The sequence below is a fragment of the Ectothiorhodospira magna genome, from assembly GCF_900110965.1.
GTDB lineage: Bacteria > Pseudomonadota > Gammaproteobacteria > Ectothiorhodospirales > Ectothiorhodospiraceae > Ectothiorhodospira > Ectothiorhodospira magna.
Window position 1 is genome coordinate 43,077 of sequence record NZ_FOFO01000014.1, and the last position, 22,563, is coordinate 65,639.

The window sequence follows — 22,563 nt, forward strand, 5'->3', positions numbered from 1 at the left end:
TCTCTGAGTTTTTATTGAATCAAGGCAGGAGGCGATCAATGGTCAGCCGGACCTTCGGCGCGGGGGCGTCGGCGGTGACGGTGATCGGCTCGCTGACCCCTTCCATGTCACCGCTGACGGCCTGGGCCATGCCGGTGCGGCTGAGGCGGGCCACCACCTGCACCTGCTGGACATCGGCCAGTGACATGCCAGCCACCATGCCCCCCTCATCTTCCAGGCGCAGGGTCAGGGGGAAGGATTCCACCTGGAGGCGTTTGACCGCCAGGGGCATGCGGGAACCCTGGACAGGACGGGCAAACACCACCAGGAACGCCTCGTCGGTCAGGCGCTCTGCCAGGGCCGCATCCAGCATCACCTCCACCTGGATGGCCAGGGGGGCGGCAGGTTCCTCGCCTGGGGTGACAGATCCATTGATCTCGGTGCCGATCATGGCCCGGACATCACCCAGGGCATCGGCCACGGAGCGGGCAATGTCCGTGTCTTCGGGCAACTGCGCCAACAGGTGTTCCAGGCGTGTGGCGGCACGGGGGTAATTGCCCTGCTGAAAATCTCCAATGGCCCCCAGCCACAGGGCGTTTTGATGATCCGGGTCCAGGGCCAGGGCACGGTCCAGCAATTCGCTGGCCCGTGGCGTCATCCGCCCGCCGGCCACCATCATCAGGGCATCGGCATAGTCCACGTTCAGGTCCGGCTGATCCCCCAATCGGCGGTGAGCCTCTCCGAATGCTGCGGCGGCCTCCTCGAACTGCTCGATGAAGCCGTGGGCGCGGCCCAGAAACAGCCAGTTTTCCGTATTGTCCGGGTCGGTCTCCAGTTGCTGCCGCAGTTGCACGATCATCCGTTCCACATCCAGATCATTTTGGCCAAGCGCCAGGGTCTGGGTGGGGGACATGCGGGGGGTGGTGTCCATATGGACATGGATCAGCAGGGCCAGCATGGGGACCAGTACCGCAGTGATGCCCAGCAGGATCAGGCCCTGGCGCGGGGCGGGCGCGGGAGAGGCCGGGGTATCATCGGGCTGTTCCACGTCGGTGATGAGATTATCTTCCAGTTCCGCCCGGGCCGCTTCGTACTGCTCGCGGGTCAGCAGACCCCCTGCCAGTTCCTGATCCAGCTCCGCCATGCGCTCCCGGTAAATGGTGAGATTGAGGCCACGAAAGGCCACATCGGCCTGCCGACGATGACGGATGAAGGGCCAGAGAATGATCAGAACCGCCAGGGCACATAGCAGGACGGCACCGATCCAGAATCCAATACTCATGAATCATTTCCTTCATTCAGCAGGCGTCGGGCACGCTCCCGGGCATCAGCATCGGCCATGGGCTGCTCATCCCGCTGACGGCTCTTGCGAGCGGTGAGGTACAGGGCCACCAGGCCGATCAGCAGCAGGATGAACGGCCCGGTCCAGAGCAGGAAGGTAGCGGCGGACAGGGGAGGGCGGTAGAGCACGAACTGGCCGTAGCGAGCCACCATGTAGTCGATGATCTGTTCATCGGTGGCGCCGGCCCGGAGCTGATCCCGCAGTTCCCGGCGCAGATCCCGGGCCAGTCCGGCGTCGGAGTCCGCCAGGGACTGGTTCTGGCAGACGGTGCAGCGCAGTTCGTGGAGCATGGCCCGATAGCGTTGCTCCAGTACCGGGTCGTCGAAGTCGGTGGGATCGACCCCGCCGGCCAGGGTCGGGCCGGCCAGGGACAGTCCCAGGATCACCAGGGTGAGCAGGGATGTCAGGGATTTCACAGCGATTCACCCCGCAATTGTTCCACCAGGGGCAGAATGTTGTACTGGGCATCCCGCCCGCTCAGTGGCCCCACGTGCTTGTAACGGATATAGCCCCTGCGGTCGATGATAAAGGTCTCCGGCGTGCCGTAAACCCCCCAGTTGATGCCCACCCGGCCTTCCAGGTCGTGGGCGTTCCAGACATAGGGGTTGTTCATGCTGCCCAGAAAGGCCAGCCCGTCGCGGCGGTCATCCTTGTAGTTGAGGCCGTAGATGGGCACACCCTGCTCGGCCAGGGCCAGCAGCACCGGATGTTCCTGGCGGCAGGAGACGCACCAGCTGGCCCAGATATTGAGCAGCACCACCTCGCCAGCAAAGTCGTCGGTGCCCACCATGCGCGCCGGGTCTTCCAGATCGGGCAACTGGAACTGGGGGGCAGGTTGGCCCACCAGGGGCGAGGGCACCCGCCGGGGGTCCAGGGTCAGGCCCACCATCATGAATACGCCCAGTACCACAACCAGGGCAAGAGGCAGCAGGTAGCGCAAACGCTTCATGGGGTAGCACTCCGATCGGCAGATTCAGGCAGGTCAGCGGTGCTTGCCTTGTCCGGGGCGTCGGTGGATTTTTCCCGGGTGCGGCGGGCAAACACCCGGTAGCGACGGTCCGCCGCGGCCATCAGGCCCCCCAGGACAATGAGGGTGGCGCCGATCCACAGCCAGACCTGAAACGGATTGTGATAAAGACGCAGGGACCAGGTCTCTCCCGGCAGAGGCTCCCCCAAGGCGACAAAGATGTCCCGGGTGAAGCGGGTCTGATAGGCGGCCTGGGCCATGGGCTGGGTCTGCACCCGATAGACCCGGCGTTGGGGGAAGAGCTCGGTGACGAACTCACCGTCCCGGGTCACCACGATACGGGCTTCGATGGCCTCGTAGTTGGGGCCACGCACGCCGTAGGTTTCCCGCAATTCATAGGTGTAGCCGGCCAGGGTGTGACTCTGGCCGTAGCCCAGGCGCACGTCCTGTTCCTGCTCGAAGGCCATCAGCAGGGTGATGCCGATGACCAGGATCGCAAAGCCCACATGGCTGATGGTCATGCCGTAGTAGCCGGCGGAGGTTTTACCCAGGGCGGTGAGCGGGTTGCCGCCCCGCTGGGTGGCGCGACCGTACAGGTCACGGGCAACGGTGAAAATAATCCAGAAGCCCAGGGCCGTGCCCAGCACCACCATCAGGGTGATGCTGCCCTGCATGGCCAGGGGGAACACCACCCCGGCGGCCAGGGCCGCCAGCAGGGTATGCCACAGACGCCGTGTCACCTCCAGGGGGTAGACATGCTTCCAGCGCAGCAGCGGCCCCAGCCCCACCAGGAATATCAGCGGCAGCATGAGGGGCGCAAAGACCGCATTGAAGTAGGGCGGACCCACGGAAATCTTGCCCATGCCCAGGGTATCCAGCAGCAGGGGATAGAGGGTGCCCAGCAGTACTGCGGCCAGGGCCACCATGAGGATGACATTATTGGCCAGCAGGGCGCCTTCCCGGGACACCGGATCAAACTCCGCGTGGCTGCGTACCGTGGGGGCGCGCCAGGCGTAGAGGGCGAAGGAGATCCCCGTCACCGCCAGCAGCAACATCAGGATGTAGACACCCCGGGTGGGGTCGGTGGCAAAGGCATGGACCGATACCAGCACTCCGGAGCGGACCAGGAAGGTGCCCAGCAGGCTCAGGGAGAAGGCCAAAATGGCCATCAATACGGTCCAACTGCGAAAAGCGCCGCGCTTTTCCGTCACCGCCAGGGAGTGGATCAGGGCGGTGGCCGCCAGCCAGGGCATCAGGGAGGCGTTTTCCACCGGGTCCCAGAACCACCAGCCGCCCCAGCCCAGGGTGTAATAGGCCCACCAGCTGCCCAGGGCGATGCCGGCGCCCAGGAAGGCCCAGGCCGCGGTGGCCCAGGGTCGGGTCCAGCGTGCCCAGGCGGCATCCAGACGACCGCCGATGAGGGCGGCCACCGCGATGGCAAAGGGGACCGCCAGGCCCACATAGCCCATGTAGAGCATGGGGGGGTGCAGTACCAGGCCGGGATCCTGCAACAGGGGATTGAGATCCCGTCCGTCCGCTGGCACCGGGAAGATGGCCTCGAAGGGATTGGAGGTGAACAGGGTGAAGGAGAGGATACCCACGCTCACCAGACCCATCACCGCCACGGTGCGGGCCGCCAGCACCGCCGGAAGCCCCTTGCTGAACAGGGACACCGCCAGGGACCAGCCCGCCAGCATCAGCGCCCACAGGACCAGGGAGCCTTCATGGCCGCCCCAGACGCCGGAGATGCGGTACACCAGGGGCAGGGCGGAATTGGAATGGTTGGCCACATAGGCCACGGAGAAATCATGGGTGATGAAGGCGTAGGTCAGCGCCAGATAGGCGATGGCCAGGAACAGGAACTGTCCCGCCACCGCCGTGTGGGCGGTGGCCATCCAGGTCCGGTGGTTCCAGTGGGCGCCCACCAGGGGGATGATGCCCTGGACCAGGGCCATGAGCAGGGCAAGGATGAGGGCCAGCTGGCCAATTTCGGGTATCACGCTCAGTACGCCTTCTGGCCGGGATGGGCTTCGTAACCTGCCGCCTTGAGGGCCGCGGCCACTTCCGGTGCCATATAGTTTTCATCATGGCGGGCCAGCACCCGTTCGGCGCGGAATACGCCGTCGGGTCCCATGCGACCGTGGGTGACCACCCCTTGTCCTTCCCGGAACAGATCCGGCAGCAGGCCCACATATTCCACCGGGATGCTGTGCCGGGTGTCGGTGACGCGGAAGAAGACCGTCAGACCTTCCTCGGCGTGACGGATGGAGCCATCTTCCACCAGGCCCCCCAGACGGATGATGCGTTCACCGGGGGCCTCGCCTTCCACCAACTGGCTGGGGCCATAGAAATACATGAGATTTTCCCGAAACGCGCTCAGGGCCAGGGCAGTGGCCCCGGATACCGCCAGGACCACCAGCGCCACGCCGGCCATCCGTCTTTTCTGTCGAGGTGTCATTCACACACTCCTGCCTGCTGAGGGATCTTGCGATGAGAGCCGGTACCTGGGCGGCGGGTGTGGCCTGGGAGTCACCGGCTTGCCTGGCCGCGGGCCATTGATAGCACCGATTCAGGTGGAGCCGCAACCAGACCCAGGTTGCCGGCATGGTGATCTTTCCAGGCAATCTCCACCAAGACAGCGAATCGGGGTTCCGGTTCTGGCCTTCGGGAGGACTCTTGATGTGAGTCAAGCAGAGCGGGTCCGTGGTCAAGACGGATCGCAGGCCATGATTTCCTGACCCGTGGATGGTCATTCAGCATCCATTGCAAGGCGGATTAGCTTAACATGGGGCAAGCTCAGTTCATCGGGAGTCTGCTCATGGCGGATCATCAATGGGGTTCGTCCCTGGAATCCAATCGGGTGGCGGGTACCCGCCTTGAATTGCTGCTGTTTCAACTGGAAGGGCAGCAACTTTACGGCATCAACGTGTTCAAGGTGCAGGAGGTCATTCCCTATCAGCCCCTGTCCCGGCTGGCGGGTGCCCATTCGCTGGTGAAGGGCATCGCCACCTTGCGGGGCATCACCATGCCCATCATGGACCTGTCCCTGGCCATCGGCGGACCGGCACTGAGGGAACCGGAAAAGGGCAATATCATCATTACCGAGTACAACCGTTCCGTACATGGCTTTTTGATCCGGCGGGTGGAGCGGATCATCAATACCCAGTGGGACAGGGTGCAGCCCCCGCCCCGCAGCACCGGCCGCAATGCCTACGTCACTGCTGTCACCCTGGTCAACGAGCAAATCGTCGAAATCCTGGACGTGGAGAAGGTGCTGGATCAGGTGGTTCATGCCAGTACCGAAGTCTCCCGCGACCTGACCGAAACGGTACGGGCCCAGGAATGCAAGATTCTGGTGGTGGACGATTCCAGTGTGGCCCGCAACCAGATCCGGGCCTCCCTGGAACAGCTGGGTGTCCAGTGTACCCTGGTCACCGACGGCAAACATGCCATGGACCTGATCCTGCGTCTGCAGGCCGAGGGTGTGGACGTGGCCCGCCATTTCACCATGGTCGTTTCTGATATCGAGATGCCGGAAATGGACGGCTATCAGCTCACCACCAGCATCCGCCAGGATCCCCGGCTACGGGGGCTTTATATCCTGCTGCATTCCTCCATCAGCGGCGTCTTCAATGTGGATATGGTGCGGCGCACGGGGGCCAACAAGTTCATCCAGAAGTATCACCCCGATGATCTGGCCCAGGCGGTGCGTGAGCGCCTGGAACAGATTGGCGCCGCACCGGTGGAAGGCTGACAGTGTACCGGCCTGGGTGTACCATCACCGGTTTTCGAGCCATCCGGGGCCATCCCAATTGATGTGTCATACCGCCCATGCCGTTTTTCCGGCCCACCGGCTGGAGGTCGAAGGTCTCGTTGCCGAACGGGGCGAGCGGCTGCTGATCCGGCGGCTGGATCTGACCCTGGAATCCGGGTCGCTCCTGCAGGTGGCCGGTCGTAACGGCGCCGGCAAAACCAGTCTGCTGCGGATGCTGTGTGGACTGTCCCGCCCCCTGGAAGGTCGCATCTGCTGGGATGGGGTCCCGCTGCATCAGCGGGAAGATGGCCCCACGGCTCACCTGGCCTATCTGGGACATGCCAATGCCCTCAAGGATGAATTGTCCGCTGAGGAAAATCTGCATATCCATTCGGCATTGCAGGGGAGCAGGCCGGAACAGGAGGCCATCAGGGCAGCCCTGGGCCGTATGGGACTGGTTGGTCACGAAGATCTGCCGGTGAAATGTCTCTCCCAGGGACAAAAACGCCGGGTGGCCCTGGCCCGTCTGTTGCTGGTGCGCCGGCCCCTGTGGGTTCTCGATGAGCCCTTTGCTGCCCTGGACGTACAGATCATCGACGTGCTGCGCTCGGCCCTGGAAGCCCATCTGGCTGCCAATGGCATGATCGTCCTGACCACCCATCAGGCGGTGCCCATCACAGGTCGGCAGCACACCCTGACTCTGGGGAAAGCGCCATGACCGGCCTGCTCACTGCAGTGATGACCCTGCTCCGGCGTGACCTGATCCTGGCCCTGCGCCGGCGCCAGGATGCCCTGGTGGTGCTGGGATTCTTTGTGGTGGTGGTGTCTTTGTTTCCCCTTGGCGTTGGCCCGGACCCGCAGTTGTTGCGGAGCATGGCTCCCGGTGTGTTGTGGGTATCGGCCCTGCTGGCCACCATGCTCTCTCTGGAGCGGTTGTTTGCTGATGATTTTCGTGATGGCTCACTGGAGCAGATCCTGCTGGCGCCCCAGCCCCTGAGCCTGCTGGTGGTGAGCAAGATTCTGGCCCATTGGCTGGTGACCGGCTTGCCCCTGGTGCTGGCATCCCCCCTGCTGGGCATGCAATTGGGACTCAATGGCACGGAAATCCTCACCCTGATGGGGGCATTGTTGCTGGGCACCCCGATTCTCAGTCTGGTGGGTGCCATCGGCGCGGCCCTGACTTTGGGTTTGCGGGGGGGCGGCGTGCTGATTTCCCTGCTGATCCTGCCCCTGTATGTGCCTGCCTTGGTACTGGGCGCCGGGGCGCTGGATGCAGTGATGTACGGGTCCAGTGCCCAGGCTCACCTGTCATTACTGGCTTCACTGCTGATTGTGACCCTGTTGCTGGCGCCCTGGGCCATTGCTGCGGCGCTGCGAATCATGCTGGACTGATGGAGAAACGACGTGGCCGAACAGCGCGTGCAATGGTTCAAGTTTGCCTCGCCCCCCAATTTTTATGACCTGTCCGGTCGATTGGCCCCCTGGTTTGCGGCACTGGCTGCCCTCCTGGCGGTGATCGGGCTGTATATCGGTTTCATTCTGGCGCCGCCGGATTACCAGCAGGGCAACAGCTACCGTATCATGTTCATCCATGTGCCCACGGCCTGGATGTCCATGTTTCTTTATGTGCTGATGGCGGTGTACGCAGCCATCGGTCTGATCTGGCGTATCAAGACCGCCGAGGCGATGGCCAAGGCCATTGCCCCCACCGGGGCACTGTTTGCCTTTTTGTGCCTGTGGACCGGCGCCCTGTGGGGCAAGCCCACCTGGGGAACCTACTGGGTTTGGGATGCCCGGTTGACCTCCCAGTTGATCCTGCTGTTTCTTTATCTGGGCTATATTGCTCTGCATGCGGCCATCGAGGACCGTCAGCGGGCATCTGACGCCAGTGCCATTCTGGCTTTGGCGGGGGTGGTGAACGTGCCGATCATCTATTTTTCCGTGGTCTGGTGGAACACCTTGCACCAAGGGGCATCCATCACGGTGACCAGTGCACCGGCCATGGAGACTGTGATGTTTGCCGCCTTGATGGTGATGACCTTTGCCTGCTGGATGTATGCCATTGCAGTGGTGCTGTGGCGGGCACGGCTGGAACTGATGGAACGTGAGCGACGGTCCGCCTGGGTAGTGGAACGCATGGGAGCAGAAAAACCGTGATCGAGTTTCTTGCCATGGGGGGACATGCCCCCTATATCTGGGGGTCCTACGGGGTGGCCCTGGTGGTCATGGTGGCAGAACTGGCCTTATTGCGCCGGCGCCGCAAGACCCTGAGCCTGCGCCTGCAACGGCTGGCCCGTTTAGGACAGGAAGACCGTGGAGACAGCACCCAAGACACCTGAACCATCCCCCATGTTGGAGTGACCCAAACCTGCCGGCTCAAGACCGAGGTCTTGCTTTGGATAGCCTATGCACATTGCTCTGGACCGCAAGACTGTATTGATCGTTGACGACTTTCAGAACATGCGGGTGCAACTCGCCCAGATGCTGGAGTCTCTGGGCTTTGCGCGTCAGCCTGATCTGGCAAGTACGGCCAATGAAGCTTTGGAGCGGCTGCAAAGACGCCGCTATGACGTGATTTTGTGCGATTACAATCTGGGAGAAGGCCTGCACGGCCAGCATATCCTGGATCTGGCCCGCCGGGAGGGCTGGATCGATGTGGCCACCGTGTTCATCATGGTCACGGCGGAAAACTCGGCAGAAATGGTGATGGGCGCCCTGGAAAGCGGGCCGGATGCCTATCTGGCCAAGCCCATCAGCAAGGAACTGCTACGGGCCAGGCTGGTACGGGCGCTGCGACGGCGGGAACCCATGGTGCCCGTGGCCCAGGCCCTCAGGCAGGGGGATACTTCACAAGCCCTGCACCTGCTGGACATGATGCTGGCAACCGGGCGTGGAGAATCGGCGGATATCCTGCGCCTGAAGGCAGAACTGGCATTGGAAACCGGCGACCTGGCGCTGGCCCGACAGGTCTGCGAGATGGTCATCAGGGAACGGCCTCCGGCCTGGGCCTTGACCATCCTGGGCCAGGTGGCCCTGCACCATCAGGATCTGTCAGCGGCAGAGACCTGGTTCCGGGAAGCGATGGTGGTGACTCCCTTTTTCATGGCGGCCCATGATCATCTGGCGTCAGTCCTGGAACAACAGGGGCGCCTGCAGGATGCCCTGGATGTGGTGGAGCAGGCGGTGGCCCGTTCCTGGCGATCCCTCTCCCGTCAGCGGCGGCTGGGCCGGTTGGCCATGGCCCTGGAGGAATGGGAGACAGGCCGCGGGGCCTGGCGCCAGGCCATCGAACTGGCCCGGCCCCTGGAAGAAATCCGGGGTGAGGATTTTTTGAATCTGATATTTTGCACCCTGGAACTGGGGGAATTGGCCAGAGCAGCCAAGATACTCGATGATATGCGTCGGTCCCTGAGTGACGACCCGGCCCTGCGGTGGTGGTCGATTCTGGGCCGGCTGCATCTGGCGGTCCACGACCCGGATGACAAGGAAGCCGCACTGGATGCACTGGATGGCATCATGCTTCGCGCTTTGCCGCCGATACAGGTACATCAGGGTTTGATTGCAGTGCTGCTGCGCCTTAATGAAGTGACCCGAGCCGAACTCCTGCGTCAAAACCTGCCGACCTGACCCATCACCCACCCGGTTTTTAGGAGCAGATTTGAGCAAGCTCGATTTCAGTACGGTGCTGGCCATCAGCATCCATGACATGAAAAACTCTCTCAATCTGCTGTTGGGTTCCCTGGATGACCTGCTGGAAGCAGAGCAACAGCGACCCTGCGTGGATTCAGAGCGCCTGGCCCTGTTGCGCTACGAAGTCCGGCGGGTGAATGACACGCTCATCCAGTTGCTGGCCCTGTATCGCAGTGTCAAAGGCATTTATCAACCCCAGTTCATGCCGGTGAGTGTCCACGATCTGCTGGAATCCTACTGGCTCAACAACAAGGCGTTGATGGATTATCGCCGGGTGGAATGTATCGTGGAGTGCGATCCCGATCTGGTCTGGACCCTGGACCGCTACCTGGTGAACAGTCTGCTGGAAAATGTGGTCAACAACACGGTGCGTTACACCCGCCAGCGCATCCACATGTCGGCCCGGATGGACGGTCACTGGCTGGTGATCAGGGTGGACGATGATGGCCCTGGTTTCCCCAAGGCCATGCTGGGACGACAGGCGCTGCGGGAAGGTGCCCGGCTGGACCCCCAGCAGGGCCGCACCGGGCTTGGACTTTATTTCTGCGCCCTGGTGGCCGACCTGCATGCCGGTGATGATGGGGGGAGCGGCTTTGTGGAACTGTCCAATGGTGGAGAACTGGGCGGCGGCTGCTTCACCCTGCGTCTGCCGCCCTTGCCCCTTTGACCACCGCGTCGGTTTGCGCCAACGGACACATTGCCGTCACCCAGTCCAGCAGCCGGACATTAAGGGGCGTCCGGTGCAGGGCAACCGCCTGGGTGAGCAATCTTCGGGCCGCCTGGGGGCGATCCTGGGCCAGTTGCTCTAAAGCCTGCCCTGTCAGATTCCGGGCCGTCTGTTGGGTGGCCACCAACAGGGTCAGGGCCATGCCACAGCGTCGGCAAGGGTCTGTGCCCTCAACCCTGGCACGGCAGTTAGGGCAACGCTCCATCACGACTCCAGATAAAAAATCAGATCGGACAGGGTGGCCATGGCCGCTTCCAGGGCGGCGGCATCTTCACTGGTCAGGGCATCCCGCAGGGTCTCCATGGCATCCACCAGGTCTTCCCGGTCCTCGGCCCCGGCCTTGCCCAACAACCGCTCGGCTTTCTCGATCAGCGCCTTGGCCTCTACATGACGACGCTGTTGTCCGTCATGGGTCCCCGTGCCATTGGCATCTTCAGCAGTCAGGGCCTGCAATCGAGAGCGGGCGGCTTCCATTTCGTCCTGCTCGAAACGCTGGGTGGCATTGTCGATGGTGATACGGACTTCCTTGCCGGTGCGCTTCTCCACGGAGGACACATGCAGGATGCCGTTGAGGTCCAGGGAAAACGTGGTGACAATGGCATTGCCTGACGGCACCCGACTGAGTCCCTCGATGCGATAGACACCAATCTGGGTGTTGTTCAGGGCATCCCGGTCTTCCCCTTGATAGACATTCACCTCGACGATTTCCTGATAGTCATGGGTGGTGTAGAAGACTTCGCTCTTGGTGACCGGAATCGGGGTATTTTTACGAATCAGAGGGAAGAAAACATGGGGATAAATCTCCCCGTTCAATGTATCAATGGCGCTGGTGCCAAAGGTATAGGGGGTGACGTCCAGCAGCAGACTGTTGACCTTTTCCCCGGCAATCATGGCGGCCTGGGTGGCGGCACCTATGGCCACACATAATTCCGGGTCCATCTCGGCCCGTGGCTGCAAACCCAGCATGTCTTCCAGATGACGTTGAATCAGGGGGGTGCGGGTGGCCCCACCCACCAAAAAGACTTCATCCAGATCCGAGACCGTCAGTTGCGCTCCCTCCAGGGCGGTATGTACCGCCGACAAGGTCTCGGCCACCAGAGGCTCGATCATGGCCTCATAGTCTTGCCGCTCCAGTTCCAGGTCCAGATGAACGGGGCCGTCATCATCTTCGAGCAGATATTCTTCCCGCACCTGGGCATGGGGGGCATCGGAGAGGCGCACCTTGGCGGTTTCCGCCGCCCGCACCAGCCGGGCCATGGCATGGGCGTCCAGACTGGGGTCCACCCCTTTTTCTGTTCTTAGCCAGTTCATCAGTTGTTCAAGGATGAGATTGTCAAAATCATCTCCGCCCAGATGATTGTTCCCATGGCTGGACAACACTTCCACCACGTCCTTTTCCAGTCGCACCACGGAAACATCGAAGGTGCCGCCTCCCAGGTCATAGACCAGCACCGTCTTGCGCTGGTCACCGCCGGACTCACGGGCAAGGGCAGCAGCGGTGGGTTCATTGATGATGCGCACCACATCCAGACCCGCCAGGGTACCGGCATCCCGGGTTGCCTGCCGCTGGGCATCGGAAAAATACGCAGGGACAGTAATCACCGCCTGATGTACCGCCTGCCCCAGATGGTCTTCTGCAGCCTGCTTGAGTCGTCCCAGGATCAGGGCAGAAATTTCCTGGGGAGTGTACTGTCGCCATCCCAGGGTGATCTTGATGTCCTCCCCCATGCGGCGCTTGACGGAACGGATGGTGCGTTCCGGGTGCAGGGCGTATTGATTACGCGCAGCCTGACCCACCAGCAGATTGCCATCGTCATCCAGTCCCACCACCGAGGGCATCAACAGGGCACCATCCACCGGAATATGCTCCAGTGTTCCGTTCCGGATCACGGCAACCTCCGAATTGGTGGTGCCCAGATCAATACCGATAATAGGATGGGTCATGAAATCTCTCGCTTATTGACAATGACTTCGGAGGTACGCAACACCCGACCCTGACGGGTAAAGCCGGGGCGCACTTCACGGGTAACGATGCCAGAAGGCTGGTCCGGGACGTGGCTGGTGCCTACCGCTTGCATGGTGTGGGGATCAAAGGGCTGTCCCAATGTGGTCACGGGGCGCACCTCCCGGCGAGCCAGCATGTCATCCAGATGGGCCAGATTCATGGCCATGCCTTCTGCCATGCCGCTCACAAACCGGCCAGCGCCACTGCGCCGGGCCAACCAGCCGGGGCTGTAATGATCCGCCCTGGCATGGCCAGCCTGCAACCGGTCCCGCAGGTCCAGCAATTCCAGCAACAAGGGGGTTTCCGCGTCCTGGCGTTCGGTAGCCGCCTGTTCCCGCTGTCGCGCCAGAGCCTCCTGCAGTCGCTGGTTGCTCTGGCGCAGGGTTTCAAACACCTCGCCAAACTGATCCAGAGCAGTGCGGAACTGGCGGGATTCAAGACGCACCTCGGTCTTGAGTGCAGCCATTTCCGACAACAGGGTGAACAGATCGGGCGCCTCCGGGTCCGGCAAGGTGTCCGGGGCAGTATCCAGATAGGCACGAAACTGCTCCAGAAGCTGCGCCTTGTCAGGATCACCCATCAGCGCTCTCCCCTGAGCAGGGCCTGACACAAGGCCAGATCGGGGCGTCGGGTTCCACCCTCGTTCACCGGACAGGCCTGATCCAGAATATCCTGAATGCCGGGCGGGGTGGTATCAAACAGCTCATAGGCCAATCGCTGCCGTTGGCTGCGAATGCGTTCATAGGCTTGGCGTACTGCATCAAACCCCACCGGATCCCGTTCTGGCGGACAGGCCTTGACTGCATGGAGATAGGCGTGGTGAATGGTGTTGTCATCCGCTTGAGGAGACACATTCAACAACAGGAAAGGATCACGCATCACGATCAGGTCCGCAGGATAAAGTGGGCTTTTTATGGGGCTGATGATGTAATCAAGAATCAAGCTGGTCCAGCGGTGGTATCCAGGAGGGAGGTGGGTTATGGGCCATATAATTGATGACCCAATTCACCAGTCCGGGGTATCCATGGCGTTTTTCCACATCCTGCATCTGTCGAAGGATATTCAGGGGCGCATGGTCATAGAAGACTTGAATCATTAAATCCACAGTGTCTTCAATATCGTCAGGGAGAAGTGATGCACTGGAATCAAAGCCGTACAATGCATCCAGGATGTCACTCAGGCGCTGGGCAGTACGGATATCCCCCTGGGACCGGGCCAGTGAATGGGCAGTTTCCAGCCGTTCCACATCATCATCGTCAAGCCAGAAGTGCGCTCTATGTATTTCGGTCTGGATCTGCCGTGCCCTGTATTCGTGAAACACAAACAAGGGTTTGTCAGGATAGTGATCAACGGCGATTCTGGCCACCATCAAGTAAAGGACCGCGTCCTTGGTCCTGGAGAGCAGTTCACACCAGCACTCATAATCCTGATAAGGCAATGGCCCCTGGATGGCCTTGATCAGGGGCTTATGGAACGGCTGCAGGATGTCGGTCATCTGCAGGGATTGTGCGCTGATGCGCTGCATGTTGTCCTGCAACAGATCACGACAACGCATCAGGTCGTCCGGGTCCGGTACCCGCTCGATGTCCATTCCGACCAGGGAGAGGGTATGTTGGGTCTTCAGACCCAGGCGACTACCTTGCAGGACCACCGCCAGGGCCGATGCCAGGGGGGTCTGTCCCAGGCGATGGGCACGCACCCTGACCTCCTCAATGGCCCCTGGGGTCTCGTTCAATACCTGTAACAATGCCCTCATGAGCATCGCCCGGTCCTTGTCCTGACTGGTGCGCGCCCATTCGATGGCGGTCTCCATCTCCTTAAAAGCCAGGTCGGGCCGATTCTTTTTGACCTGCTTGGTTGCATGGGCCAGATGGGCATCAAACAGGCTCTGGGCCGCGTGGCGATTAATCGGATCACGTTCGAGGATACGTCGCGCCAGGGTGGCTGCCTTCTTGTACGCCTTGGTGGCAATGGCAATGTCCAGGGCGGCGTTGAGCATGGTGACGTTTTCCGGCCAGCGGGCCAGTCCCTGTTCCACGATCCGGCGGGCCACCTTGATGTCCTTCTTTTCCTGGTAATACTGGATCAAAAAGGAATGCTCCTCGATCTCATCGGGCACCAGTTCCAGGTTTTTCTGCAACAGGACTTCTATTGCTTTCCTGAAATCACTATCGCTTAGATCCAGGGTCTCGAACAGGTGACGGTGAATCAGCGCAACACGCAATGCATCCGGGGTACCCGGCTTGGGCTTTTTGCCGGACGTGATGACATTGATCAGGTTTTCCCAGGCGCAAAGGGCGTCCTCTTGATCATGGAAATCAAAACGAGGCGTTGTCCAGGCTTTTAGAATGAAGCTTTCATAAGAAGGCAATGCTTTGAGAATGGCGGGTGTGACCTTTGCGGGCCATTGGGCATGAATCAAACGTATGAGCTTTTGATTTGCCCACGTGTCGCCCAACATCTGACGGTGCTTTTCAATCACATCCATGAGATGAGCAGGGCCAGGCTCTGGACCACGCCGGATCAGTTCGCGCCATAAGGACTGCCGCTCCGGCGACCATCCCCGCAGGTTCATGGCAAAACGGGCGCTCTGTTCCCCGGCATTGGGCAGGGCGGCGATAAAGTCCGCCTCTGGCAGCAGCACCAGCCGGGCGGCATCGGCCAGGGGGGCAAACGCAGAATCTGCAGCAATCTTGTCCAGCAGGGCGGAGGTTTTCCCGCAATCCTGGGGCAGACACAGCATCGCTTTGAGAATCAGGGTCAGATCCCGGTATGGGGAGCGAAAAGGAATCGCCTTGAGGTGCTGGGCAACCTGTTCATCATCCCCCCGGCACCAGGCAGCAAGGGCATGGCGGGCATGGACACCATCCACATATACCGGATCATCAGCGGGCAACCCCTCTATGGGGGTATCACGACTCAGGTCAATGGCAGCAATCAGACTGCGGACCTGGGCCAGGGACCGGGTATCGCCGGTCTGGCTCAGGGCAGTATAGGCCGTCAGGGCATCAGGGATGCGCCCCAGACGCAGCAGCAGGGCGATATAGCGGGGATCAGGTGACGATTCAAACCGCCGGCGATTCTCGCGGATCGCCAGGGCTTCCTTGAGCATTCCCTTGGCTTCCAGCACCTGGGCACGGCCTTCATAAGCCTCCAGCAATCCCTGTTGCCAGCAGGCTTCCGGTTCAATCTTGGCCAGGGTTTTGAAGTGATTAATGGCATCCCGATACTTGCCCTCGGCCAACGCTTCATAGCCCAGGGACTGGATTGCATCTGCCGACAGGCTGGATGCCACTTTGTTGGGGGAAGACGGTTTTTTGTTACGTTTACGGGCCACAATGTCATCCGTTATTCAGGAGCGCCGGAATACCACCTGGGTGATGGCCAAACAGCCCGGCTGACGCCGGTGGCGTGCCTGTCATTTCAGGCACGCCACTGACCGACCTGCGCAATCAAAGATTGGCAGCAGCCTTGAGGGCATCTGCCTTGTCGGTGCGTTCCCAGGGCAGATCGATGTCGTCACGACCAAAATGACCGTAGGCCGCTGTCTGCCGGTAAAGGGGGCGCAGCAGATCCAGCATGCTGATAATACCCCAGGGGCGCAGATCGAAATGCTCGCGCACCAGATCGACAATCTGCTGATTGGAAATCCTGCCCGTACCAAAGGTATCCACGCTGATGGAAGTGGGGCGGGCCACGCCGATGGCATAGGACACCTGAATCTCGCAGCGCTCTGCCAGACCTGCGGCGACGATATTCTTGGCCACATAGCGACCCGCATAGGCGGCAGAACGATCCACCTTGGAGGGGTCCTTGCCGGAGAAGGCGCCCCCTCCGTGACGGGCCATGCCGCCGTAGGTATCAACGATAATCTTGCGCCCGGTCAGGCCGCAATCTCCCACGGGGCCGCCAATGACAAACTTGCCGGTGGGATTGATGTGAATATTTTCATCCCGGCAGGTGGCCAGCCATTCGGCGGGCAGTACGGGCTTGATGATGCAATCCATCACCGCTTCCCGTAAAGCCTTTTGCTCGATTTCCGGGGCATGCTGGGTGGACAGCACCACCGCATCGACTCCCACCAGTCTGCCGCCCTCGTAGCGGAAAGTCACCTGGCTCTTGGCATCGGGACGCAGCCAGGCCAGTTCGCCGGACTTGCGGACATGGGCCTGACGGCGCACCAGTTCGTGGGCGTAATGAATGGGGGCAGGCATCAGCGCGGCGGTTTCGTTACTGGCGTAGCCAAACATCAAGCCCTGGTCGCCGGCGCCCTGTTCCAGCCGGTTGCTCACATCCCGGTCCACACCTTGAGCGATGTCGGGAGACTGTTTGCCCAGGGCATTGATGACGGCACAGGTATGTCCATCAAAACCGGTATCGCAGTTGTCGTAGCCGATATCATTGACCACATCACGCACCAGGTTCTCGTAATCGACCTGAGCCGGTGTGGTGATCTCGCCAGCCAGCACCACCATGCCGGTCTTCACCAGGGTTTCACAGGCGATACGGGCGTGGGGGTCCTGGGCCAGAATGGCATCTACGATGGCATCGGAAATCTGGTCGGCCATCTTGTCCGGGTGACCCTCGGACACGGACTCGGAAGTGAACAGATGGGAATCTTTCATTAATTTTGCGCGAAAAACCCCGGCCTTCAGGGCGGGGAGGGATAGCGCATCGTGCACGGCACGATCACGCGGCCCGGTCGCGTCCTCCTGTATCAGTTTGGGTTGAAAGGTACAGCCATGCCATAGCCATCGGCTTGTTGCAGCCAGCGGCCATGGCGGTGTGAAATGCCCTGAACCACGCCCTCTCGGGGCTGGATATTGATTGATCCCCTCTGCGCTTGCCATCCAGGCAACCGGTTCGGGAATCCATTTGCGATGTGTAGGCCGGATTGACCAGAACGACCGTAGAACCTCTACGGCTTGAAACGCTGTCAAGCGCTTCGGCAATAACACCTTTCGTCCAGCTTGCCAGCCGACGGTTAATATTCTTGCCGAAGGACTTGCTCGCCATTGAACTCAACGTTCGCCAAACCCCTCGCCACAACAAACTCTTCCAGCACCCGGCGCTGATTAGCCAAGTCTGGCTTCTGCGCCTTTGAGGAGACCCGGCAATAGGCCACCAGTCTCGTTGGACCCTCAGGTGCATGCCGCCATCCGATGAACTCCCGCAATTGGGCCTCAGTGTAAAGACGACGAGGGTCTTGACCGAAACACCCAGCCGCTTCGCCGCCTTGCCTGTACTCAGGGTGTTCTCCATAAGTCAAGAGTACACTATCGCGCATTTTTTACAAGACTAGAGTCTAGCTCCAAAATCGGCGCTTTACAGACATTGATCCGGGCAGGATTTTACCTGAATGGACCGCCTATGGGGTTCCTTTCCAGCCCGATCAGGCAATCAGCTGTCGTTCCCGCAGCAACTCGATTACCGCATCAGCTGCCTCTTCCTGGCTCAGGCGGGTGGTATCAAGACGAAGCTCGGGATTTTCCGGCGCTTCATAGGCAGAATCGATACCGGTGAAGTTCTTCAGCACACCACGCCGGGCTTTCTTGTAGAGCCCCTTCGGATCACGGGCTTCCGCCACATCCAGCGGGGTATCCACAAAGATCTCGATGAATTCCCCCTCTTGCATCAGTTCACGGGCCATCCGGCGTTCGCTGCGAAAGGGCGAAATGAACGCCGTCAGTACGATCAATCCGGCATCCACCATCAACCTGGCTACTTCCGCCACCCGCCGGATATTCTCCACACGATCAGCGTCCGTAAAGCCCAGATCACGATTGAGACCATGACGCACATTATCGCCATCCAGCAGATAGGTGTGCTGACCTGCGGCATGGAGCTTCTTCTCCACCAGATTGGAGATGGTGGATTTGCCGGCCCCGGAAAGACCGGTGAACCATAGCACCACAGGCTTCTGACCCTTGGCCAGCGCCCGGGCCTGCTTGTCGATATCGACATGCTGCATATGGATGTTCTGGCTGCGGCGCAGGGCAAAATGCAACATCCCTGCCCCCACGGTGTTGTGGCTCATCCGATCAATCAGGATGAAACCGCCCGTATCCGGGCTGTCACGATAGGCATCAAAAGCCACCGGCTTGCCCAGACTCAGGGTGCAGACGCCAATGCCGTTCAGATCAAGCTGCCTGGCTGCGGTATGCTCCAGGGTGTTGACGTTGACCTGGTACTTGATGTTTGAAACCGTGGCCGAAACCGTCTGGGTGCCCAGTTTCATCAGGTAAGGCCGCCCCGGCAACAAGGGTTGATCATGCATCCACACCAGCGTGGCCTCGAACTGATCGGCGATTTGGGCGGGTTGATCCACAGCGGACATCACATCACCACGGGAAATATCGATCTCGTCTTCCAGCAATACCGTTACCGACTGCCCGGCAATGGCCTGCTCCAGATCGCCATCGTGGGTATAAATCCGCCGGACCCGGCTGGTTTTACCAGAGGGCTGGACACGAATGGCATCCCCCGGCCTCACGGTACCGGCGGCAATCATCCCGGCAAACCCACGAAAGTCCAGATGGGGACGGTTGACCCACTGCACCGGCATGCGAAACGGTAAACGCTGCAGACGGGCCTCGTCCACTTCCACGGACTCCAGATAGCCCATCAGGGTCGGGCCGTGATACCAGGGCATGTGGCCCCCATGCTCGATCACGTTGTCGCCCTTGAGGGCCGACATGGGAATAAAGGTGATGTCCTCCAGGCCCAGTTGCCCGGCAAACTCACGATAGTGCTCGGCAATCTCCTCAAAGCGCGCCTTCGAATACTCCACCAGATCCATCTTGTTGATGGCCACCACGACATGGCGGATGCCGATCAGCGACATCAAAAAACTGTGGCGTCGGGTCTGGGTCAGGATGCCGTGGCGGGCATCCACCATCAAAATGGCGGCATCCGCGGTGGACGCGCCGGTCACCATATTACGGGTGTACTGCTCATGCCCCGGGGTGTCGGCGACGATGAACTTACGCTTGTCGGTAGAGAAAAAACGGTAGGCCACATCAATGGTGATGCCCTGCTCCCGCTCGGCGGCCAGGCCATCAACCAGCAGTGCAAAATCCACCGCATTGCCCTGGGTACCATACTTTCTGGAATCCGCCTCAATGGCGGCCAATTGATCCTCAAACAGCAGTTTGGACTCAAACAGCAGACGCCCGATCAGGGTGCTCTTGCCGTCGTCCACACTGCCGCAGGTGATGAAGCGCAATAAACCCTTGCGCTCGTGAGCCTTCAAGTAGGCTTCGATATCGTCGGCGATCATGTCGGATGCATGGGCCATCAGAAATACCCCTCCTGCTTTTTCTTTTCCATGGATGCGGCACTGTCATGGTCGATGACCCGTCCCTGGCGTTCGGAAGTCCGGGTCAGGAGCATTTCCTGGATGATGGCCGGCAAGGTATCGGCCTCGGACTCAATGGCGCCGGTGAGCGGGTAGCAGCCCAGGGTGCGGAACCGGACCTTGCGCATCATGGGCACCTCACCGGGCGCCAACGGCATGCGTTCATCATCCACCATGATCAGGGTGCCGTCCCGCTCCACCACCGGGCGCTCGGCGGCATAGTAGAGGGGCACAATCGGGATGTTCTGCAAGTAGATGTACTGCCAGATATCCAGTTCGGTCCAGTTGGAAAGCGGAAAGACGCGGATGGACTCTCCCTTGTGCTTGCGGGCATTGTAAAGACGCCACAACTCCGGGCGCTGGTTCTTGGGGTCCCAGCGATGCTGGGCGGTGCGGAAGGAAAAGACCCGCTCCTTGGCGCGGGACTTCTCCTCGTCCCGCCGTGCCCCACCAAAAGCGGCATCGAAACCGTACTGGTCCAACGCCTGCTTGAGACCTTCGGTTTTCATCACATCGGTGTGGATGGCGGAGCCGTGGGTAAAAGGATTGATGTCCTTCTCCACCCCGTCCGGGTTGATATGCACCAACAGATCCATGCCCATCTCCCGGGCCATCTTGTCGCGGAATTCATACATGGCGCGGAATTTCCAGCGGGTGTCCACATGCAGCAACGGAAATGGCGGTGGGGCCGGAGAAAACGCCTTGCGCGCCAGATGCAGCATCACTGCGCTATCCTTGCCCACCGAATAGAGCATCACCGGATGCTCCGTCTCGGCGACCACCTCGCGCATGATCTGGATACTCTCGGCTTCCAGTGTCTGTAAATGGGTGAGTGACGTCATGGCATCGGCCTGTTGAGCAAATGAAAATCAGGATGTGCATCCAGCCAGCGGTGAACCCCGGAACTGAACTGGAAACAAGCACCATGGAATACCAGGGCGACCGGTTTGCCCGACGCCTGATCAACCAGGCGTTCAATGATACCCAAGGACCCCCATCACCATGACCGCCTGGGTGGTATTATTTTCCATTGCCGGTCTTCTGGCAGCATTGATCTCGGGGCGGGTGCGTCCCGCTGTGGCCTTCGTCACCCTGGCGGGCGCCTACCTGCTGCTGGGGGTGGTGGACACCCCCACCTTGCTGCAGCAATACACCAACCCGGCCCTGGTCACGTTGCTGTTGCTGTTGCTGGTGTCACTGGCTCTGGAACGCAGCCCACTGCTGGACTGGCTCTCGCAACGACTGCTGCACGGGCGTGAATCCACCGCCACTGCCAGATTGATGGGGGCCAGCGCGTTGCTTTCGGCATTCCTCAACAATACCGCGGTGGTGGCGGCCTTTCTGGGCGCCATTTCCCGTCAGCAACGCATCGCCCCCTCCAGGCTGCTGATCCCATTGTCCTACGCCTCAATCCTGGGCGGCGTCACCACCCTGGTGGGCACCTCCACCAACCTGGTGGTCAACTCCTTTGCCCTGGGCACCGGCGGTTTTGAACTGGGCATGTTCCAGTTCGCCCTGGTGGGTGTACCGGTGGCACTGATCACCTTCGGCGTGCTGCTGTGGTGCGCCCGCGCCCTGCCCCACCATCGCCCGGAAGACACCGAAGACAAACTCTCCTACTTTCTCGCCGCCGACCTGCAACCCGGATCAGAGATGGTGGGCAAAAGCATCGAGGAGAACCAGCTACGCAATCTGGATGGCCTTTACTTGCTGGAGATCGAGCGGGATCATCGACTGATCAGCCCGGTGGGGCCGGACGAGGTACTGCAGGCAGGAGACACCCTGGTATTCACCGGCGAAGTGAGCAAGGTCCAGACACTGCAACGCTTTCCCGGACTCAAGCTGTTCGGTGACCAGGCCGACGACCTGCTGGCCACCAACCTGGTGGAGGTGGTGATCTCCCATGAGTCGGAACTGGCGGGACGAACGCTTCAGGCGGTGGACTTTCGCAGCATGTTCAACGCCGGCGTGGCAGGTATTCGCCGGGGCGGCAAACGGCTGGAGGGCCAACTGGGTCAGATTCCGCTGCGGGTGGGTGACTGCCTGCTCCTGGCAGTGGGCAACGACTTTCGCCAGCAACGCAACATCGACCGCAACTTCCACCTGCTCAGCGGCAGCTTCAAGCGACCACAACTCAACCGCACCCAAAGCCTGCTGACACTGGGCGGCTTTGCCACGGTGATCGGCCTGGCCGCCCTGGAACTGCTCCCCCTGTTCCACGGCCTGCTGTTGCTGCTGGGTGGGTTGCTGCTGGGACGGGTGCTCAGCCCCGTCGAACTCCGCCGGCGCTTCCCCTTCGAGCTATGGATGATCATTGGCTCGGCCCTGGCCATCGCCCAGGGGCTGGAACACTCAGGAGCCGCCGCCCTGATCGCCCAAGGCATACAGACCCTGTTCGCCGGCCACGGTGTCTATGCGGCCTTTGTGGGCTGCTACCTGCTCACCCTGCTGCTGACCGAAACCGTCACCAACAACGCCGCCGCCGCATTGGCCTTTCCCGTGGCCTGGAGCACTGCCCAGGCTTTCGGCGTCGATCCCATGCCCTTCATCATGGCCGTGGCCTACGGGGCCAGCGCCTGCTTCCTGATTCCCTACGGCTACCAGACCCACCTGATGGTTTATACACCGGGCCGTTACCGGATCAGCGACTTCCTCAAAACCGGTCTACCGGTGAGCCTGACCTATTCCGCGGGGGTGTTGTTGTTGACGCCGTGGGTGTTTCCGTTTTAGCCGGACCATAGA

22 protein-coding genes and 1 pseudogene are annotated in these 22,563 nt (G+C 60.9%); 8 read left to right on the plus strand and 15 right to left on the minus strand.

The features are described 5' to 3' along the window. Window positions 1–19: 19 nt before the first annotated feature. Genes ccmI through ccmE form a run of 5 tightly spaced genes read right to left on the minus strand, consistent with a single transcriptional unit; the run spans window position 20 to window position 4,746 of the window. The gene (gene ccmI, locus BMX62_RS07065) at window positions 20–1,261 is read right to left on the minus strand and encodes a c-type cytochrome biogenesis protein CcmI (RefSeq protein ID WP_090206484.1); all 1,242 of its coding nucleotides are present in this window, start codon (window positions 1,259–1,261) and stop codon (window positions 20–22) included. Then, the gene (locus BMX62_RS07070; RefSeq protein ID WP_090206487.1) at window positions 1,258–1,737 is read right to left on the minus strand and encodes a cytochrome c-type biogenesis protein; all 480 of its coding nucleotides are present in this window, start codon (window positions 1,735–1,737) and stop codon (window positions 1,258–1,260) included. Before BMX62_RS07070 ends, ccmI begins: the two co-directional genes overlap by 4 nt. Next, window positions 1,734–2,270 carry a DsbE family thiol:disulfide interchange protein gene (locus BMX62_RS07075; RefSeq protein WP_090206490.1) on the minus strand — a complete coding sequence of 179 codons (537 nt, stop codon included), beginning with the start codon at window positions 2,268–2,270 and terminating at the stop codon, window positions 1,734–1,736. The genes BMX62_RS07070 and BMX62_RS07075 overlap by 4 nt, the downstream gene beginning before the upstream one ends. Beyond that, window positions 2,267–4,288, minus strand: coding sequence for a heme lyase CcmF/NrfE family subunit (locus BMX62_RS07080; RefSeq protein ID WP_090206493.1), 2,022 nt, complete (start codon window positions 4,286–4,288; stop codon window positions 2,267–2,269). The genes BMX62_RS07075 and BMX62_RS07080 overlap by 4 nt, the downstream gene beginning before the upstream one ends. A 2-nt stretch (window positions 4,289–4,290) precedes the next feature. Beyond that, complete coding sequence (ccmE, locus tag BMX62_RS07085; protein WP_090206496.1) at window positions 4,291–4,746, minus strand: cytochrome c maturation protein CcmE; 456 nt, start codon at window positions 4,744–4,746, stop codon at window positions 4,291–4,293. Between the two features lie 360 nt (window positions 4,747–5,106). Between ccmE and BMX62_RS07090 the strand changes: the two genes are divergently transcribed. From BMX62_RS07090 to BMX62_RS07120, 7 genes are all read left to right on the plus strand, one after another. After that, a complete protein-coding gene (locus tag BMX62_RS07090; RefSeq protein ID WP_090206583.1) occupies window positions 5,107–6,042 on the plus strand; it encodes a chemotaxis protein in 936 nt (311 codons plus the stop codon). 61 nt (window positions 6,043–6,103) lie between these two features. After that, the gene (gene ccmA / locus BMX62_RS07095; RefSeq protein ID WP_090206498.1) at window positions 6,104–6,760 is read left to right on the plus strand and encodes a cytochrome c biogenesis heme-transporting ATPase CcmA; all 657 of its coding nucleotides are present in this window, start codon (window positions 6,104–6,106) and stop codon (window positions 6,758–6,760) included. Beyond that, window positions 6,757–7,434 (plus strand): heme exporter protein CcmB, encoded by a 678-nt coding sequence (gene ccmB, locus BMX62_RS07100; RefSeq protein WP_202906231.1) that lies wholly within the window; start codon window positions 6,757–6,759, stop codon window positions 7,432–7,434. The genes ccmA and ccmB overlap by 4 nt, the downstream gene beginning before the upstream one ends. Before the next feature lie 12 nt (window positions 7,435–7,446). Beyond that, entirely contained in the window at window positions 7,447–8,199 is a 753-nt protein-coding gene (locus tag BMX62_RS07105; RefSeq protein ID WP_090206501.1) for a heme ABC transporter permease, read from the plus strand. Then, the gene (ccmD, locus tag BMX62_RS07110; protein ID WP_090206504.1) at window positions 8,196–8,381 is read left to right on the plus strand and encodes a heme exporter protein CcmD; all 186 of its coding nucleotides are present in this window, start codon (window positions 8,196–8,198) and stop codon (window positions 8,379–8,381) included. Before BMX62_RS07105 ends, ccmD begins: the two co-directional genes overlap by 4 nt. Before the next feature lie 67 nt (window positions 8,382–8,448). Beyond that, window positions 8,449–9,669: a response regulator gene (locus BMX62_RS07115; protein WP_090206507.1), complete on the plus strand. Its 1,221-nt coding sequence runs from the start codon at window positions 8,449–8,451 to the stop codon at window positions 9,667–9,669. 31 nt (window positions 9,670–9,700) lie between these two features. Next, window positions 9,701–10,399: a sensor histidine kinase gene (locus tag BMX62_RS07120; RefSeq protein WP_090206511.1), complete on the plus strand. Its 699-nt coding sequence runs from the start codon at window positions 9,701–9,703 to the stop codon at window positions 10,397–10,399. On the opposite strand, the gene BMX62_RS07125 is transcribed toward BMX62_RS07120, so the two are convergent. The 10 genes and pseudogenes from BMX62_RS07125 to BMX62_RS12830 all read right to left on the minus strand — a co-directional run bounded on the left by BMX62_RS07125 (window position 10,368) and on the right by BMX62_RS12830 (window position 20,809). Beyond that, window positions 10,368–10,601, minus strand: coding sequence for a hypothetical protein (locus BMX62_RS07125; protein ID WP_090206514.1), 234 nt, complete (start codon window positions 10,599–10,601; stop codon window positions 10,368–10,370). The two genes, BMX62_RS07120 and BMX62_RS07125, sit on opposite strands and share 32 nt — an antisense overlap. A 62-nt stretch (window positions 10,602–10,663) precedes the next feature. Next, the gene (locus tag BMX62_RS07130; RefSeq protein ID WP_090206517.1) at window positions 10,664–12,403 is read right to left on the minus strand and encodes an Hsp70 family protein; all 1,740 of its coding nucleotides are present in this window, start codon (window positions 12,401–12,403) and stop codon (window positions 10,664–10,666) included. Further along, window positions 12,400–13,044 carry a nucleotide exchange factor GrpE gene (locus BMX62_RS07135; protein WP_090206519.1) on the minus strand — a complete coding sequence of 215 codons (645 nt, stop codon included), beginning with the start codon at window positions 13,042–13,044 and terminating at the stop codon, window positions 12,400–12,402. The genes BMX62_RS07130 and BMX62_RS07135 overlap by 4 nt, the downstream gene beginning before the upstream one ends. Next, the gene (locus BMX62_RS07140; protein WP_090206590.1) at window positions 13,044–13,343 is read right to left on the minus strand and encodes a J domain-containing protein; all 300 of its coding nucleotides are present in this window, start codon (window positions 13,341–13,343) and stop codon (window positions 13,044–13,046) included. Before BMX62_RS07140 ends, BMX62_RS07135 begins: the two co-directional genes overlap by 1 nt. A 52-nt stretch (window positions 13,344–13,395) precedes the next feature. Then, window positions 13,396–15,801, minus strand: coding sequence for a tetratricopeptide repeat protein (locus tag BMX62_RS07145; RefSeq protein WP_143339687.1), 2,406 nt, complete (start codon window positions 15,799–15,801; stop codon window positions 13,396–13,398). A gap of 115 nt (window positions 15,802–15,916) precedes the next feature. Continuing rightward, window positions 15,917–17,089, minus strand: a complete 1,173-nt coding sequence (gene metK, locus BMX62_RS07150) for a methionine adenosyltransferase (RefSeq protein ID WP_090206524.1) — start codon at window positions 17,087–17,089, stop codon at window positions 15,917–15,919. Window positions 17,090–17,291: 202 nt separating this feature from the next. Further along, window positions 17,292–17,480 (minus strand): annotated as a pseudogene (locus BMX62_RS13305) (RNA-guided endonuclease TnpB family protein); the annotation flags it as partial. A 376-nt stretch (window positions 17,481–17,856) separates the two neighbouring features. After that, the gene (cysN, locus tag BMX62_RS07165) at window positions 17,857–19,761 is read right to left on the minus strand and encodes a sulfate adenylyltransferase subunit CysN (RefSeq protein ID WP_090206527.1); all 1,905 of its coding nucleotides are present in this window, start codon (window positions 19,759–19,761) and stop codon (window positions 17,857–17,859) included. After that, window positions 19,761–20,663: a sulfate adenylyltransferase subunit CysD gene (gene cysD, locus BMX62_RS07170; protein WP_090206530.1), complete on the minus strand. Its 903-nt coding sequence runs from the start codon at window positions 20,661–20,663 to the stop codon at window positions 19,761–19,763. The genes cysN and cysD overlap by 1 nt, the downstream gene beginning before the upstream one ends. Next, window positions 20,660–20,809 carry a hypothetical protein gene (locus BMX62_RS12830; protein ID WP_156055380.1) on the minus strand — a complete coding sequence of 50 codons (150 nt, stop codon included), beginning with the start codon at window positions 20,807–20,809 and terminating at the stop codon, window positions 20,660–20,662. Before BMX62_RS12830 ends, cysD begins: the two co-directional genes overlap by 4 nt. A 14-nt stretch (window positions 20,810–20,823) precedes the next feature. On the opposite strand from BMX62_RS12830, the gene BMX62_RS07175 reads away from it, so the two are divergent. Continuing rightward, window positions 20,824–22,551, plus strand: a complete 1,728-nt coding sequence (locus tag BMX62_RS07175; protein ID WP_090206532.1) for an SLC13 family permease — start codon at window positions 20,824–20,826, stop codon at window positions 22,549–22,551. Window positions 22,552–22,563: the final 12 nt, after the last annotated feature.

Coding starts and splice junctions, on each gene's coding strand:
- cysN (WP_090206527.1), bottom strand. CDS start 19,761: ATGGCCCATGCATCCGACATGATCGCCGACGATATCGAAGCCTACTTG.
- metK (WP_090206524.1), bottom strand. CDS start 17,089: ATGAAAGATTCCCATCTGTTCACTTCCGAGTCCGTGTCCGAGGGTCAC.
- BMX62_RS07125 (WP_090206514.1), bottom strand. CDS start 10,601: ATGGCCCTGACCCTGTTGGTGGCCACCCAACAGACGGCCCGGAATCTG.
- cysD (WP_090206530.1), bottom strand. CDS start 20,663: ATGACGTCACTCACCCATTTACAGACACTGGAAGCCGAGAGTATCCAG.
- BMX62_RS07135 (WP_090206519.1), bottom strand. CDS start 13,044: ATGGGTGATCCTGACAAGGCGCAGCTTCTGGAGCAGTTTCGTGCCTAT.
- BMX62_RS07075 (WP_090206490.1), bottom strand. CDS start 2,270: ATGAAGCGTTTGCGCTACCTGCTGCCTCTTGCCCTGGTTGTGGTACTG.
- BMX62_RS07090 (WP_090206583.1), top strand. CDS start 5,107: ATGGCGGATCATCAATGGGGTTCGTCCCTGGAATCCAATCGGGTGGCG.
- ccmA (WP_090206498.1), top strand. CDS start 6,104: ATGTGTCATACCGCCCATGCCGTTTTTCCGGCCCACCGGCTGGAGGTC.
- ccmE (WP_090206496.1), bottom strand. CDS start 4,746: ATGACACCTCGACAGAAAAGACGGATGGCCGGCGTGGCGCTGGTGGTC.
- ccmB (WP_202906231.1), top strand. CDS start 6,757: ATGACCGGCCTGCTCACTGCAGTGATGACCCTGCTCCGGCGTGACCTG.
- BMX62_RS07115 (WP_090206507.1), top strand. CDS start 8,449: ATGCACATTGCTCTGGACCGCAAGACTGTATTGATCGTTGACGACTTT.
- ccmI (WP_090206484.1), bottom strand. CDS start 1,261: ATGAGTATTGGATTCTGGATCGGTGCCGTCCTGCTATGTGCCCTGGCG.
- BMX62_RS07130 (WP_090206517.1), bottom strand. CDS start 12,403: ATGACCCATCCTATTATCGGTATTGATCTGGGCACCACCAATTCGGAG.
- BMX62_RS07175 (WP_090206532.1), top strand. CDS start 20,824: ATGACCGCCTGGGTGGTATTATTTTCCATTGCCGGTCTTCTGGCAGCA.
- BMX62_RS07140 (WP_090206590.1), bottom strand. CDS start 13,343: ATGCGTGATCCTTTCCTGTTGTTGAATGTGTCTCCTCAAGCGGATGAC.